The 15977-nt window shown below is 45.9% G+C and carries 14 protein-coding genes and 1 riboswitch; of the genes, 10 read left to right on the top strand and 4 right to left on the bottom strand.

Annotated elements, in window-relative coordinates; translation table 11 throughout:
* Position 1 precedes the first annotated feature (1 nt).
* The 8 genes from K1I44_RS05845 to K1I44_RS05810 all read left to right on the top strand — a co-directional run bounded on the left by K1I44_RS05845 (position 2) and on the right by K1I44_RS05810 (position 6998).
* On the top strand, positions 2-1081 hold the full coding sequence (locus K1I44_RS05845) for a cobalt-precorrin 5A hydrolase (protein WP_219985574.1): 1080 nt from the start codon (positions 2-4) through the stop codon (positions 1079-1081).
* A complete protein-coding gene (locus K1I44_RS05840) occupies positions 1078-2436 on the top strand; it encodes a cobyrinic acid a,c-diamide synthase CobB (RefSeq protein WP_219985573.1) in 1359 nt (452 codons plus the stop codon). Before K1I44_RS05845 ends, K1I44_RS05840 begins: the two co-directional genes overlap by 4 nt.
* Positions 2429-3934, top strand: a complete 1506-nt coding sequence (locus K1I44_RS05835) for a cobyric acid synthase (RefSeq protein WP_219985572.1) — start codon at positions 2429-2431, stop codon at positions 3932-3934. Before K1I44_RS05840 ends, K1I44_RS05835 begins: the two co-directional genes overlap by 8 nt.
* Positions 3934-4959 (top strand): nicotinate-nucleotide--dimethylbenzimidazole phosphoribosyltransferase, encoded by a 1026-nt coding sequence (cobT, locus tag K1I44_RS05830; protein WP_219985571.1) that lies wholly within the window; start codon positions 3934-3936, stop codon positions 4957-4959. Before K1I44_RS05835 ends, cobT begins: the two co-directional genes overlap by 1 nt.
* On the top strand, positions 4952-5701 hold the full coding sequence (gene cobA, locus K1I44_RS05825; protein ID WP_219985570.1) for a uroporphyrinogen-III C-methyltransferase: 750 nt from the start codon (positions 4952-4954) through the stop codon (positions 5699-5701). The genes cobT and cobA overlap by 8 nt, the downstream gene beginning before the upstream one ends.
* A complete protein-coding gene (gene cobO / locus K1I44_RS05820; protein ID WP_219985569.1) occupies positions 5695-6216 on the top strand; it encodes a cob(I)yrinic acid a,c-diamide adenosyltransferase in 522 nt (173 codons plus the stop codon). The genes cobA and cobO overlap by 7 nt, the downstream gene beginning before the upstream one ends.
* Positions 6217-6291: 75 nt before the next feature.
* Positions 6292-6591, top strand: a complete 300-nt coding sequence (locus tag K1I44_RS05815) for an AbrB/MazE/SpoVT family DNA-binding domain-containing protein (protein WP_219985568.1) — start codon at positions 6292-6294, stop codon at positions 6589-6591.
* On the top strand, positions 6579-6998 hold the full coding sequence (locus K1I44_RS05810; RefSeq protein ID WP_219985567.1) for a type II toxin-antitoxin system VapC family toxin: 420 nt from the start codon (positions 6579-6581) through the stop codon (positions 6996-6998). The genes K1I44_RS05815 and K1I44_RS05810 overlap by 13 nt, the downstream gene beginning before the upstream one ends.
* A gap of 24 nt (positions 6999-7022) precedes the next feature.
* Here K1I44_RS05810 and metH read toward each other — a convergent pair whose 3' ends face one another.
* From metH to K1I44_RS05795, 3 genes are all read right to left on the bottom strand, one after another.
* Positions 7023-10412, bottom strand: coding sequence for a methionine synthase (metH, locus tag K1I44_RS05805; RefSeq protein WP_219985566.1), 3390 nt, complete (start codon positions 10410-10412; stop codon positions 7023-7025).
* The gene (locus tag K1I44_RS05800; RefSeq protein ID WP_219985565.1) at positions 10405-12252 is read right to left on the bottom strand and encodes a bifunctional homocysteine S-methyltransferase/methylenetetrahydrofolate reductase; all 1848 of its coding nucleotides are present in this window, start codon (positions 12250-12252) and stop codon (positions 10405-10407) included. Before K1I44_RS05800 ends, metH begins: the two co-directional genes overlap by 8 nt.
* Before the next feature lie 67 nt (positions 12253-12319).
* Positions 12320-12422, bottom strand: a riboswitch (SAM riboswitch).
* Positions 12423-12515: 93 nt separating this feature from the next.
* On the bottom strand, positions 12516-13007 hold the full coding sequence (locus tag K1I44_RS05795; protein ID WP_003395448.1) for a YajQ family cyclic di-GMP-binding protein: 492 nt from the start codon (positions 13005-13007) through the stop codon (positions 12516-12518).
* Between the two features lie 167 nt (positions 13008-13174).
* Between K1I44_RS05795 and K1I44_RS05790 the strand changes: the two genes are divergently transcribed.
* Together K1I44_RS05790 and K1I44_RS05785 are read left to right on the top strand one after the other, a co-directional pair.
* Entirely contained in the window at positions 13175-14140 is a 966-nt protein-coding gene (locus K1I44_RS05790; protein ID WP_219985564.1) for a BMP family lipoprotein, read from the top strand.
* Between the two features lie 12 nt (positions 14141-14152).
* Entirely contained in the window at positions 14153-15805 is a 1653-nt protein-coding gene (locus tag K1I44_RS05785; protein ID WP_219985563.1) for a methyl-accepting chemotaxis protein, read from the top strand.
* Positions 15806-15837: 32 nt separating this feature from the next.
* Here the strand turns inward: K1I44_RS05785 and K1I44_RS05780 are convergent, their stop codons facing one another.
* Positions 15838-15963 carry a DUF3941 domain-containing protein gene (locus K1I44_RS05780; RefSeq protein ID WP_003395443.1) on the bottom strand — a complete coding sequence of 42 codons (126 nt, stop codon included), beginning with the start codon at positions 15961-15963 and terminating at the stop codon, positions 15838-15840.
* Positions 15964-15977 lie beyond the last annotated feature (14 nt).

The raw sequence follows: 15977 nt of genomic DNA, 5'->3' as shown, positions 1-15977 counted from the left end.
GATGTATGCTGTTGTCGCCATTACAAAACACGGGGTACATATTGCGAGAAAGCTATACGATCAACTTCCGCATGTGCACATTTATTATACGGATAAATTTGCGAAAGGGGACGAACACGAGAAAGGCATTCATTTATTTTCAGGAAATGTTCGATTGTTGTTGCCGCAGTTGTTTTCAACGTATCGCGGGTTGATCCTCATCATTTCGCTCGGTGCCGTCGTACGAATGATTGCTCCGTTGCTAAAAGATAAAAAAACAGATCCTGCTGTTGTTGTAATTGATGATAAAGCGGAGCATGTCATTAGTGTATTATCTGGTCATTTAGGAGGAGCCAATGAGCTGACAAGAAAAGTGGCGAATTTGCTTGACGCTCGTCCGGTCATTACGACAGCATCCGATGTGCAGCAAACGATTGCGGTTGATTTATTTGGTCGCTCGTTCGGATGGGAATGGGAAAATGAAAACAAATTGACGCCTGTGAGTGCTGCGGTTGTCAATGAGCAACATGTCGCGATTGTACAGGAATCAGGCGAGCGCAATTGGTGGACGTATGATGCACCGCTGCCAGCGAACATTCGGTCATATGCTTCGATTGCTGAGGCGCTTGAAGCGAAGCCGGATGCGGCGCTTATTGTTACGCATCGCTTGCTTGAAAAAGAGGAAGAAGCGATTTTACAAAACGGGGTGTTATATCGTCCGAAAGTGATTGTTATTGGCATCGGGTGCAATCGTGGAACAAGCGCACAAGAAATTGAACAAGTCATTTGCGATACGTTGCAACAACTTCGTTTTTCGATCAAAAGCGTGAAAGCGTTATGTACGATTGATTTGAAAAAGGATGAAGAAGGTTTATTCGCTGTCGCAAACAAATATGGGTGGCCGCTTATTTTTTATACGCCCGAACAATTAAACGACGTTCCGATCGATGAACCGTCGGAAACAGTGTTTCGTTACACGGGGGCATATGGGGTAAGCGAACCTGCCGCGAAGCGATATAGCGGACAACAACAGCTCGTTTTAACAAAGAAAAAAAGCGGAAACGTCACGATTTCCGTTGCGCTATGGGAGGGAGAGCGATGAGGCGGATTGTCGTGGCTGGCACGGGGAGCGGAGTTGGAAAAACGACGGTGACGCTCGGTTTAATGAGCGCGTTCAAACAGCGGGGATACGTTGTTCAAGGATTTAAATGTGGGCCGGATTACATTGATCCGACGTATCATACGGCGGTGACGGGAAGGCGCTCCCGCAATTTAGATAGTTGGATGGGAAATGAACAAATTGTGCGCCACGTATGTAGCCGTGGGAGCGAAGGAGCGCATTTGTCAATTATTGAAGGGGTGATGGGGTTATTCGACGGGAAGCAAGCAACGACAAATGAAGGATCCACTGCAGAAATTAGCATTATCACCGAAAGCCCTGTCTTGTTAGTTGTCGACTGTTCAGGCATGGCGCGTAGCGCTGCGGCAGTTGTGCGCGGATTTCAACTGTTTGATAAACGAGTTCGCATTGTGGGAGTTATTGCGAATCGCGTTGGGAGCGAAGGGCATTTTCGTCTCGTCAAAGAAGCGATTGAACAACAATGCGGTATTCCTGTCGTTGGCTATTTGTTAAAAGAAAGCGATTTGACGATTCCAGAGCGTCATTTAGGGCTTGTTCCATCTGTGGAACGTGGAGAGCTTCAACCGTTTTTTGAGGGGCTTGGTGAGCGCATCGCTCAAACGGTCGATTTAGATGCTATATGGAAAATAGCGGAAACGACCGTTCTTCATAGCGAGCCGTTTTTTACACCAAAACAAACGTACGATGTGCGCGTGGCTGTCGCAAAAGATGCAGCGTTTCATTTTTATTACGAAGAAAATTTAGAAATGCTTCAGGCGTATGGGGCGACGCTCGTTTATTTCTCGCCACTTGCAGGTGAACGTGTTCCACATGACGTTCACGGTTTATATATTGGAGGAGGATTTCCAGAGGAATTTGCATCAGAATTGGCACGCCATGAGGAAGTAAAACGGTCAGTTGCTGAAGCAATTCATCGTGGGGTGCCCACCCTTGCAGAGTGCGGGGGTTTTATGTATTTAACAGAAGGCATCGAAACGACTGACGGACAATATTACGAGATGGCCGGCGTCATTCCGGGGCACGTGCGTATGCAGCGAACGCTTGCAGCGCTCGGATATCGCGAAGTGACAGGAACGGAAGGGAACTTTTTATTTGAACAAGATCAAGCGAAAGGACATGAATTTCATTATTCAACGTTTATTCGACGCGAAGAAGAAAAATTTTCATATGAAGCGAAAGGGCTGCGCGGATGCAAACGAGACGGATATATGGATCAGCGGTTAGTCGCTGGTTACATTCATTTTTATTTTCCGTCGAACCCTTTGCTTGTTGAGCGGTGGTTGAAGGCGTGCAGCGAGGTGAAGGAGAATGCGTAAGGCGCTGCCGATTATGTTTCAAGGAACGCATTCCGATGCTGGAAAGAGCGTCATTGCGACCGCTTTTTGCCGCATCTTTGCCCGCAACGGTTGGAAGACGGCGCCGTTTAAGTCGCAAAATATGTCGCTTAATTCATATGTGACGATTGACGGAAAAGAAATCGGACGCGCGCAAGGAGTTCAAGCGGAAGCAGCAGGCGTGTTGGCGACGACGCATATGAATCCGATTTTAATTAAACCGAGCCGCGATCAAGAAGCGCAAATTGTCGTACATGGAAAACCGTACAAAAACATGCAAGCGAGCGCTTATCGAACCGAATTTTTTCATACGGGACTGAACATTATTCAACAGTCGCTCGATGTATTAATGAAACAATACGACCGACTAGTCATTGAAGGAGCGGGAAGCCCTGCGGAAGTAAATTTGAACGATCGTGAGCTTGTAAATATGCGCGTGGCACGCATGGCGAATGCCCCCGTTGTCTTAATTGGTGATATTGAGCGCGGAGGAGTGTTTGCGAGTTTAGTTGGCACATTGCAGTTGTTAGATGAATGTGATCGGAAACGTGTCATCGGGGTGATCATCAATAAATTTCGTGGCGATCTTTCGCTTCTTCAGCCGGGATTGCGTTGGTTCGAGCAATATACAGGCGTGCCGGTGCTTGGCGTCGTTCCGTATATGCATTTGCACATCGATGCGGAAGATTCTGTGACACTTTCTCGTTATGCGACGAAAAAAGATGATACGAAGGCAATTGATATCGCAGTTATTCAATATCCACGCATGTCTAACTTTACTGATATCGATCCGTTTTTTTCTGAATCAGATTGTTCCGTGCGGCTCGTGAACGATTATGCTATGTTAGGTGAGCCTGATATACTCGTTTTGCCTGGGAGTAAAAATACGATCGAAGACGTTTGTTTTTTAAAAGAAGCAGGTTTGTTTTCTGCCATCCGCCGCTTATACGAACAAACGGATGTAACGATCATCGGTATTTGTGGAGGGTATCAAATGCTTGGCGAGCGCATCAAAGACCCTTGCCATGTCGAAACACCGCTTGACGAGGTAGAAGGATTAAGTTTGTTGCCGATGGAGACGACGCTTGCTCGCGAAAAAACAACAGTGTTATGTGAAGGGATATTAACGTTTAAAGGCGAAACGTTCCACGTAAAAGGGTATGAAATTCATATGGGACGTTCAAATGTGAAACGGGGTGAACCGCTCATTTTTATGGATGGGAAAACAGATGGATGCAAAACGAAAGATGAACGTGTCATCGGAACGTATATGCATGACTTATTTCATAACGATGCGTTTCGTCATTATTTGTTAAATGATGTACGGCGAAAAAAGCATGATTCATCACCTATCGAGCGACCGTTTTATCGGCAATTGCGAAACGAAGCGTTTGACGAACTAGCAGATTGTGTGGAAAAACATGTCGCTGTGAGAACGATTGAACGAAAAATGATTGAATTTCAAAGGGGGAAAATATAATGCTTTATGAACAAATCGGAGAAGAAGTGCGCCAATATATCGATCAATTAACAAAGCCGCGCGGTAGTCTCGGAAAGCTAGAGGAACTAGCCATCGAGATTGCGAAAATGACTGGGGAGCGGTTTCCACGTGTGACACCGCCGGGCGTGCTCGTATTTGCAGCCGACCACGGCGTCGCGAAAGAAGGGGTGTCTGCATATCCACAAGAAGTAACGGCGCAGATGGTGCTCAATTTCGTGCGTGGTGGGGCGGCAATTAACGTATTTAGCAAACAAATTGGCGCTATGTTTGCAGTCGTCGATGTTGGCGTTGCGGTTGATATACATGAAGAAAACGTCATCAATGAAAAAGTGGCGTATGGAACGAACAATTTTGCTTATAAACAAGCGATGGCAAAAGAAGAAGCAGAGCAAGCCGTACAAGCAGGATACCGCCAAGCGAATGCCATGATCGATCGCGGCATTCGCTGTCTCATCGTTGGAGAGATGGGAATCGGCAATACGACAACGGCAAGTGCATTGTTAGCAGCGATGAGCGGGCGAAGCGTCGCTGAGCTTGTCGGCAGAGGAACAGGCATTCATGATGAGATGTTCAAGCATAAACAAAGAGTTATTGAACGAGCACTTATGCTTCATCAACCAAATCCATCTGATCCAATAGATTTATTGACAAAAATCGGAGGGTTTGAAATTGCGGCGATGGCAGGGGCGATGATGGCGGCAGCAGAGCGACGCGTTCCGATTTTGCTTGACGGTTTTATTTGTACGGTTGCCGCGTTGATTGCTGAACGACTGGACGAGCGTGTCGTTCATTATATGATTGCGGGGCATCGGTCGCAAGAGCCGGGGCATCGCATCGCTCTTGAGCTGTTGAATAAAGAGCCGCTTCTTGATTTGCGTATGCGCCTTGGAGAAGGAAGCGGAGCGGTGGTGGCGTTTCCGATTGTCAATATGGCGCTGGCGATGCTTCATATGGCGACATTTTCATCAGCGAACGTATCAACTGGGAGCGATCATCATGAATAAAGGGAAAGTATATATTGTTGGAGCAGGTCCTGGGAATGCGAAGCTCATTACGGTATATGGACGCGAATGTATAGAAAAGGCGGATGTCGTTATTTATGATCGTCTTGTAAGTTCACAGCTGTTGACTTACGCGAAAGAAGGAACAGAGCTTTTATATTGCGGCAAAGAGCCGAGAAAGCATGGAAACATTCAACAACAAATTCATGATTGGCTTGTGGAACATGCGTTGCAAGGAAAGACGGTCGTTCGATTAAAAGGTGGCGATCCGTTTATGTTCGGTCGCGGTGGGGAAGAGGCGGAACATCTACGGGCACACGGCATTCCATATGAAATTGTCCCCGGGGTGACAGCTGGTGTGGCTGCGCCAGCATACGCTGGCATTCCTGTGACGCATCGCAATTACGCTGGCGGGGTGACGTTTATCGCTGGACATCAAAGCGGAGAGCGCGATCGCATTCGCTGGGATGCATTAAGTCAAGCGACAGATACGATCGTATTTTATATGGGGATGGCAAATATCGCTTACATTTGTGAACAACTGCAACGTCATGGTAAAGATGGACAGACGCCTGTGGCAGTCATCGAATGGGCAACGACGACAAGGCAACGAACGGTTGTTGGTACGTTGCAAACGATCGTCCATCTCGTGCAGGAGAACAACTTTTCTTCCCCGGCCATCATTGTCGTTGGCGATGTTGTACAATTACATGACAAGTTAAAGTGGGTGGAAGAAATATGGTGATCGTCTACACAGGGGATGGAAAAGGAAAAACAACTGCAGCGGTCGGCCTTGCTGTTCGCGCTGCAGGCCACGGAAAAAAAGTTATCGTCATTCAATTCATTAAGTCACCGCACCGTCCATATGGCGAGGCGAAAACGTTACAGCGACTCGGTATTGACGTACATCAAACAGGTGTTGGATTTACGTGGACGAAAACGCCAGAGGAGCATCGCGAAGCGTTACAAAAAGGATGGGAGCTTGCGAAAAAGCACATCGTTTCCGGACGATATGATGTGATCATTTTAGACGAATTAAATGTAGCGTTAGCGATTACGTCGTTTCCGATCGATGATGTGTTGCCGCTTCAAGATGTTGTGCATACGTTGGCAAATAAGCCAGCGCATACGCATGTCGTTGTGACAGGAAGAGGGGCAAAAGAAGAAATCATTCAACTTGCTGATTTAGTGACGGAAATGAAAGAAGTGAAACATTATTATGGAAAGGGCGTTCATGCGATCAAAGGGATTGATTTGTAGATGATTCGTTATTTCATCTTTACCCTCGAATAATGTAAAGATAAAATAAAAGTAAAGAATATTTGGGGGGATACGATGGAAAATAACACATATGTTTATGCGTCGACGCTTTCTTCGAAACATCAAGTGACGATTCCGACGAAGGTGAGAGAATGGCTTGGAGCAGAACCGGGCGATCAAGTTGTGTTTGTTTATGGTGAAAATCAAGAAGTAACGTTGAAAGTAAGAAAGAAAGATTCGTTGCTATCGCTATTTGGAAGCATGCCACCAAAGCGAGAACAAGGAGAGATGAATTGGGAGGACATTCGAAAAGAAGCTAAAGAACAATGGCTCGCTAGCAAGCAGAAGAAAGAAGATGAACGATGTACATTTTAGATGCAAATGTAATTGTTCGCTTTTTAACTAACGATGATAAAATCCAATCACCAATTGCTTATCGATTATTCGAAAAGGCGGTAAACGGAGAACTGTCGTTTGTACTACATCCGTTAGTGATTGCAGAATGTTGTTGGGTTCTTGAGTCAAAACGTTACGGTTATCGGAAAGAAGAAATAGCTGAACGCTTAACACAGCTTGTTGAGGCCCCATGTATAAAAACGATCGATAAAGAAGTTGTGCTGCAAGCGATAGCGAGTTATGGAAAGTATCGTGTTGACTTTGCGGATGCTTATCTTAGTTCACTTATGAAACATTCTCCTACCGTACAAGCGGTCGTCACATGGAATGAAAGAGATTTTAAAAAGCTAGCATGTGAATATTATTTGCCCGATCGTATTGTGTGAAAAAGCTGATCAAAGTCAGCTTTTTCACAACACGTTAAAATATCTCGCTTCCGGATGGGCGAAGACGATGGCGGATACGGATGCTTCCGGCTCCATCATATATCCTTCTGTTAAATGAATGCCAATGTCCTCCGGTCGTAAAAGGCGGAATAGCTTTTCTTGGTCTTCGAGATTCGGACAAGCAGGGTAGCCGAACGAGAAACGTTGTCCTTGATATTTCGCCGCAAACCGTTCTTCCATTGTAAAATCAGGCGAATCAGGAAAGCCCCAACGGTCGCGCATAATTTGATGAACGCGTTCCGCTAATCCTTCCGCTAGTTCAAGCGCTAACGCTTGAATCGCATGGCTTTTTAAAAACTGTCCTTCTCGTTTAAAACGTTGAGCGAGATCGCGCACACCTGCCCCCGCCGTCACAGCAAATAGCCCGACGTAGTCGACTTGTTCGTCAGAAAGGTAATCCGCTAAACATAAATATGGCGCTTTCGTTTGTCTCGGGAACGTAAACGTTTCAATGACCGTTTGTTGATCGCGCGGATCGTAAATGATCACCGTATCGCCATCGCTTCTGGCTGGGAAAAATTGATATACCGCTTTCGGTGAAAGCGACTTTGTTTGTTTCGCTTCAGCGAGCAGTTCATCGATTAACGCTTTTAACATGATCGCTTTTTCGTTTCCTTCCGCCAACAGCTTTTTTACATTTCCTTTTAAACCGAGATGGTGCCCGAGAAGCATTTGCCAATTGACGTACGGTTCAATATGTGAAAGCGGAATGTCTTTTAATATATGTTTTTCTGTATCGGTCGGAACGTAAATCGGTGCCCGCTTCACATTTGACTTTGTCATGACAGCGACTGCGCTTTGCCGTTCGATTGTTTGTTTCGTTTTTTCTTTTTTCTCATAAGAAATGTCTTGCTGAACGATGCGGTTGGCGAGCGTCAATCCTTCCATCGCATCTTTGGCGTATAAAACGATGCCGTCATATTCGGGTGCAATTTTTGTATCGGTAAACTTGCGCGATAAAGCGGCGCCGCCGACTAAAATCGGCAACGAAATGCCAGCTTGCTTTAAGTCTTGTGCGGTAAGCACCATTTGTTGTGCTGATTTCACGAGCAACCCAGATAATCCGATCATACTCGGCTTCTCGCGTCGCACCGCTTCGATGAGCTGTTGCGGTGTCACTTTAATGCCTAAATCGACGACATGAAAGCCGTTGTTGCTTAAAATGATATCGACTAAATTTTTGCCGATGTCATGCACATCGCCTTTGACGGTCGCAAGAAGCACCTTTCCTTTTACGCTCGTTTCGTTTTTCTCCATATACGGCTCTAAAAAGGCGACCGCCGCCTTCATCACTTCCGCGCTTTGCAACACTTCCGCAACGATGAGCTGGTTGTCGTTAAATAGACGGCCGACTTCATCCATGCCGTTCATAAGCGGACCGTTAATAATGTCGAGCGGACTGTACGATTGCAAGGCGAGCGTTAAGTCTTCCATGAGCCCGTCTTTCGTTCCTTCAATGACGTATGTCGCAAGCCGCTCTTCTAGCGTCATATTCGTATTCGTCTGTTTCGGCTGCTTCGTTTTATCGCGATAAAATTGAATAAATGCGTTTAATGTCTCATCGTTTGTGTTAAATAACAACGCCTCCGCTAAGCGCACTTCTTCTTCTGGAATGGAAGCGAACCGCTCTAATTTTTCCGTATTCACGATCGCATAATCGAGCCCTGCTTGCGTGCAATAGTATAAAAAGACGGAGTTTAACACTTCGCGTCCGACAGGTGGCAAGCCGAACGAGACGTTGCTAATGCCGAGCATCGTTAAGCAGTTAGGTAAATGTTGTTTAATGAGGCGAATGCCCTCAATCGTTTCTTTTGCTGCGCCAATATATTGCTCATCTCCCGTACCGATCGGAAATACGAGCGGATCGAAAATAATGTCGTGCGGGGAAAGCTGATATTTGTTGACGAGCAAATCGTACGAGCGAAGGGCGATGTCAAGCTTTCGTTTCGCATCAATGGCCATTCCTTGTTCGTCAATTGTGCCGACAACAACAGCCGCCCCATATTGATGGAGAAGGGGAACAATTTTTTCAAATCGTTCTTCGCCATCTTCTAAGTTAATGGAGTTAATAATTGCTTTTCCTTGTGAATACGATAAAGCGCAGGCGATGACGTCTTCGTCTGTCGAGTCGATGACGAGCGGCACTTTCACTTTTTTCACGACTTGTTGAATAAATTGTTCCATATCTTTCTTTTCGTCGCGATCTGGGTCGGCTAAACAAATGTCGATGACGTGTGCCCCGTTTTTCACTTGAGCGCGGGCAATTTCTGCCGCTTCTTCATATTTTCCTTCCGCAATGAGCCGCTTAAATTTGCGCGAGCCGATGACGTTTGTTCGCTCGCCGACGAAAAGCGGGCGCATCGTTTCATCGTAAACGAGCGCATCAATGCCAGAGACGGCATGCAGCGGAAACTGTTTCGGAATGACGCGCGGTGGCACGTCGCGAACGGCTTCAGCGATGGCGCGAATATGTTCAGGCGTCGTACCGCAACAGCCGCCGACAATGTTTAACCATCCTTTTTCGGCAAATTGGCGAATTTTTTTCGCGAGCATGTCTGGCGTTTCGTGATAACATCCTTCTTCGTCCGGAAGACCGGCGTTTGGATAACAGCTGACGGCTGTATTGGCGAGGGAAGCGAGCGAGCGCAAATGATCGGTCATAAATTCTGGACCGGTTGCACAGTTTAAGCCGACGGCAAATGGTTTCATATGTTGAATCGAAATAAAAAACGATTCGATCGTCTGTCCGGCAAGCGTTGTGCCCATCGGCTCAATCGTTCCTGAAATCATGAGCGGCACTTGTTTTCCGACCGTTTTAAACGCTTCGGTTATGCCTAGAAAAGCGGCTTTGACGTTTAACGTATCTTGGCACGTTTCTAATAAAAGAAGATCGACGCCGCCAAGTAATAGTCCGCGAGCTTGCTGTTCGTATGCGGCGACAAGTTCAGAAAACGTCGTTCCGCCTGTGACAGATAACGTTTTCGTCGTCGGTCCCATCGAGCCAGCAACGAAGCGTGGCCAATCGCTCGTTGAATATTGCTCCGCGATTCGCTTAGCGAGCTTTGCCGCTTCGATATTTAACTCAAGGGCGATATGTCCGAGATTGTATTCATCTAATACGATGCTCGTTGCGCCAAACGTATTCGTTTCGACGATGTCCGCACCCGCTTCAAAATAAGCTTCATGAATGTGGGCGATGACTTCTGGAGCGGTGATCGTCAAATATTCATTGCATCCTTCGTACGCTTCACCGCCAAAGTCATCCGCTGTTAAGTTGGCGGCTTGAATCATCGTTCCCATTGCCCCGTCAATAATTAAAATTTTCTTTTCGAGCTGTTCGAGTAAACTAGCCATGGTAAACCGTCCTTTCTTTTTTGAGCCGCTCTTTTTCGTGCGTGTAGCGAACGAGTTCGACCGTCATATCGTAACGTAAAAATGGTGTGATGAAATATATGCCTTGGAATAAATCGAACGCCGCATCGATGAGCGCTTTTGCAATCGCTAACCCTTCTTTTGTCGATTGGACAGGGTCGTTTGCGCAAGCAGCCATGCGCGCACGAATGTGATCGGAAAGGGTAATGCCCGGCACTTCATGGTGCAAAAAGTCGGCGTTTCTAGCGCTTGTAAGCGGCATAATGCCGATGTAAATTGGCGTCGATAAATGTTTTGTCGCCTCGTATACGTCTTCAATTTGTTTTTCGCTATATAGCGGCTGCGTTAAAAAATAGTGCGCTCCGCATTCAATTTTTTTCTCTAGCCGTTTCACCGCTTTATCTAAATGGCGTACGTTCGGATTAAAGGCCGCAGCGATGGAAAAGTTCGTTTTTTGTCCGAGCGGTTTTCCAGAATACGAAAGCCCTTCGTTAAATTGACGAATTAACGAAATTAAGTCAAACGATGATAAATCGTAGACGGATGTCGCCCCCGGAAAGTCGCCTACTTTAGACGGATCGCCTGTTAAAGCGAGCACATCGGTCATGCCGAGCGTATGAAGGCCCATTAAGTGCGACTGTAAGCCAATTAAATTGCGGTCGCGGCATGTGATGTGAATAAGCGGCCGCATGCCGAGCTGTTGTTTGACGATCGTTCCGACAGCGACGTTGCTAATGCGCGGTGTTGCTAGCGAATTGTCGGCAAGCGTTAACGCATCAATATGTGCTTCTTTCAACGCTTTGGCGCCTTCTAAAAATGTTGTTAAGCCGAGCTTTTTTGGTGGATCGAGCTCGACGATGATCGAACGGCGCGTGCGGGCAATGTCGTCTAAGGAAGGTTCTTTCGCCTGTTCCGCTTCTTGCACGACGACTGTATGCCGTTGTTTCACTTTTTTTTCATATACAGGTGTGCGGTCGGACAGGGCGCGAGCGATGGCGGAAATATGTTTCGGCGTCGTTCCACAACATCCGCCGATGAGTCGAACTCCTTGATCGCGAAAGGCGCGCGCTGTTTCTTCAAAATATTGTTCGCTCGTTTCATAAACGAATCGTCCGTCGCGATATTGCGGCAAGCTTGCGTTTGGGTACACCGATAAAAAGGCGCGCGTCGGAATCGGCACTTCTTCAAGCGAGCGCAACATATGATACGGACCGAGATGGCAGTTTAAGCCAACGACATCGGCGCCAAGTTGCTCTAATTGATGAAGCGCATCGGCAAGCGAGATTCCATGTTGCAAGACGCCAATGTCATGCAAGGTGACGTGGGCGATGAGTGGCAACGTCGTTTCTTTACGAGCGATGGAAAGAACGGTTTGCAGTTCTTCAAAATCGTAATACGTCTCAAGCAGCAGGCCATCGACGCCTTCGTTTAACAGCGCGTACAGCTGCTCGCGAAACGTTCGTTTCACTTCTTCGAGCGAAATGGTGCTTTTATTTGTGCTGCGGAGTCCCCCGATTGTGCCGAGCACATAGGCGCGTCCTCGCGCCGCTTGCTTGGCGAGCCGAACGGCTGCTTCGTTTATTTGTTTGACGTCATCTTGTAAGCCGTAGCGGGCGAGCTTTACATAGTTCGCTCCGTACGTATTCGTCTGGATGACTTCAGCTCCGGCATCGATATACGCTTCGTGAATGTGAACGATTTCCTCAGGCTTTGTCACATTTAATTCTTCAAAACAGCGATCGATGCCGTGCGCATATAATAACGTTCCCATCGCTCCATCGGCGATGACGATGCGTTCTTTTAAATCATCTAGCAATCCCACGTCCATTCCTCCGTTTCTTTTTCAAATAAAAAAGCCTTCTCCATAAGAAGAAGACGTTGCACGCTCCTTCTTATCTTCCAAGCGAATCGCTTGTCTGGACTTAGCACCTTGACGATCGTCAGGTTGCTGAAGGTTCATCGGGCCAGTCCCTCCCCTTCTCTCGATAAGATGATGTGTATGAAGTTACTCATAAATGTAACTGATTTTTTAGAAATATTCAACTATTTTATTTAAGAAAAGAAAAAAGAAGGCGCATAGCCTTCTTAACGGTAGTTGACGAATTGGACGTCGATCGGTAAGTCTGCTTCGCGAATGGCGGCGATGACTTTTTGTAAATCGTCTTTACTTTTGCCGCTGACGCGAATTTGGTCTTCTTGAATTTGACTTTTCACTTTTAAACCTGTATTTTTAATGATTGTGTTAATTTTTTTCGCGTTGTCTTTGTCGATGCCTTGGACGAGTTTCGCGCGTTGGCGTACCGTTCCGCCTGAAGCAGGTTCTACTTTTCCGTATTGAATGTTTTTCGTTGGTACACCTCGTTTAATAAGCTTTCCGATAAGCACATCTTTCAGTTGTTCTAGTTTGAACTCGTCGTCGGAAATAAGAATAAGCTCGTCTTTTTCAAGCGAAATGTCGCTTTTGCTCCCTTTAAAGTCGTAGCGATTTTGAATTTCTTTTAGTGCGATGTTGACGGCGTTCGTCACTTCCGACAAATCGACTTTCGACACGATATCAAATGAACTTTCTTTTGACATATAGATCACCTCAACATGAATTCGTTGTGCTTCCATTATAGTCGATTGTTGACATATGAACAACTTTACAAAATCTTTATATATAAAAAGTAAACAAAATGTCGATTGTTGTCGATATAATAAACGAAGTGGGATTTGAATGAAAGATAAGGAGATGAGGAAATTTTATGAAAAAAATAATTTCACTCATGATGGCATTCGTGTTATTGCTTGCCGCTGGGTGTTCACAAACGAGTTCATTTCAACCGAAAGAACGTGTCAAAATCGGTATTATGTTGTCAGATGTCGGACTAGGGGATCAATCGTTTAGCGATTCAGCGTTTAAAGGGCTTATGAAAGCGCGCGATGAGCTTGGCATTTTTTTTGATTATCGTGAGTTAAAAGAGACGGGGACGTATGAAAAAGGGCTAACCGAGCTTGTTGAAGCAGGGAACGATCTCGTTATCGGTCTCGGCTTTATGGTACAACAAGATTTAGAAAAGGTAGCGAAAACATATCCGAAACAGCAATTTATATTAATTGATGCCGTATCGGATTTACCAAACATTACATCGATTACGTTTAAAGAAGATGAAGGTAGCTTTTTAGCAGGTGTCGTTGCTGGTATGTTGACGAAAACGAACAACGTCGGCTTTGTCGGAGGGGCAGATGTTCCTCTTATTCGCAAATTTGCAAACGGCTTTATAAAAGGGGTAAAAGCGGTTAGACCGGAAGCGAATGTGCAAGAAGTGTATGCAGGCAACTTCGGTGATGATAAGCTTGGGGCAAAAATTGCAAAACAAATGATCGCAAACGGGGCAGACGTGCTGTATGCCGCCGCCGGATTTACAGGTGTTGGCGTATTGCGCGAAGCAGAGATGAACGGAAAATATGCGATTGGTGTCGATAGCGACCAATATTTTTATGCGGAAAAAGCAGTCGTCACATCGATGTTAAAAAATGTCGATGTCGCGTTATATACGGTCATTAAACAATATGTCGGAAAGAAAGACGTGCCAAAAGGGACGGTTGAACTAGGGTTAAAAGAAAACGGCGTCGATTTAGCGCCTATTCGTGTCGTGACGTTTAGTCCAGAGCAACAAGCAACGTTAGAAAAATGGAAAGAACAAGCGGCAAACGGCATCGCGAAATAAAGGAGGGATACGATGTCTATTCAACAACGACTATTATTTCACTCATTAGCAACGCCAATTATTGCTGGCGCCATTATCGTATTTATTATTATGAATATGCTTTCTATTCAATCGTCGAATCAAGATTTCGTTCCGCTCATGATGAAAGCACAACATTTGCAGGCAGAACTAAAAGCGACGAAGCAAAGTTTAAGCAATTACGCCTACAGCCCGACAGAAGGAAATAAGCAAGAAGTGCTCGTTCATTTGGAAGAATCAGAAAAGTTGTTTAGCGCATTAAACAAAGGATTGACTGCACCGTATGTTCGCTCTTCTCTCGAACGAGCAAACAACAAATTTGCCGCGCTAGCAAATGAATCAAAAGCGGCTCTGGATGCGCAAAATGTGGCGGAAATTCGCCGCCAGTCGATGCGCGCGGAAGGGGTATTAAACGATGTGCATGTCGTAAATACGTATGTAAACGAGTATTACGAACATATGCAAAAGCAATTGCAAAGTCAAATACAACAAGTCATTACGATTTCGCTCATTGCGATCGCGATCGTGCTATTGTTTGCTGGATTTAGCGGTTTTCGCTTAACAAAAAAAATTACGGCACCTCTTCGCAACATTGCGGAAAATGCGAAACAAATTGCGCGCGGCAATTTGCGTATCGAGCCTGTTGTGTATAACGGGAAAGATGAGTTAGCGGATTTAAATGAAGCTTTTACAACGATGGCCAACCAGCTTAACGGATTGCTTCAGTCGGTCGATACGGCAAGCAAGCAAGTCGAGATGTTTGCGAAAGACATTGATGATGAAACGAAAATGTTGACGGAAATTAATAACCAAGTTGCTGTATCAACGAACGAATTGTCGGCAGGGGCACAAAGTATTTCGGAAGACTTGCAAAGCGCGGTGCAGCTCATTGAGCGAATGGAACAAACGGTGCAACAAAATGTCGCACGCACCGAACAAACAGCTCGATATAGCGATGAGGCGGTGGAAGCGATCACGCATGGTCAAGCTGCGCTAGCCGAACAAAAATCGTTTATTGATGAAAATGCGAAAGCGACCGCTTCGATTGAACAATCAACGAAGCAGTTTGCAGCGTATGCAAGCAAAATTGAAGATATGGCTAAAGCTGTATCGGACATTGCTACGCAGACGAACTTGCTCGCGTTAAATGCGGCGATTGAAGCAGCGCGCGCAGGAGAAGCAGGGAAAGGATTTGCCGTCGTTGCGGAAGAAGTGCGCAAGCTTGCAGAAGAATCATCGAAAGCGACAAGCCAAATTTTTGAAATGGTACAACTCATTCAATCTGGTTTAACGAATGTGACAGAAGCGGTTCGTCGTGGGGTCGACATTGCCGAAGCGCAGGCGAAAGCGATTGAAACGACGACGGAGGCGTTTGCACAAATTGAAAATAAAGTGCATCATATTACGACAGATATTCAAACGCTTGTTATCGGCATGAACGAATCAAAAGAACTTGGCAAAAACGTTTTACAAAACGTTGAAAGCATTAGCGCGGTCGTTGAGCAATCCGCAGCAGGAAGCGAACAAATTGCTGCGTCAATGGTTGAACAGTTAGAAGCGTTCAAAAAAATGGGTGAAAAAGTGACGACATTGCGCCAACTGACAGACGACTTACAACAAATGATGGCGAAGTTTCAAATGAAGTAAAAAAGATGCTCCGCGCGAGCATCTTTTTTTGTTTACAAATGATTCGTTTCTTTTGAGTAGGCGCGTTTGCCAGCTTGGCGGTTTTTTTCGCGCTCCATATTTTTTTCGTGTCGTTTCGCGTTATTGTCTTTTGCTTTTTTATCGTTGTCGCTTGTCATCGCTTCGTCACCCC

Source organism: Anoxybacillus sp. ST4, from assembly GCF_019448545.1.
Taxonomy (GTDB): domain Bacteria; phylum Bacillota; class Bacilli; order Bacillales; family Anoxybacillaceae; genus Anoxybacillus; species Anoxybacillus pushchinoensis.
This window is presented reverse-complemented; position numbering and strand designations above follow the sequence as displayed.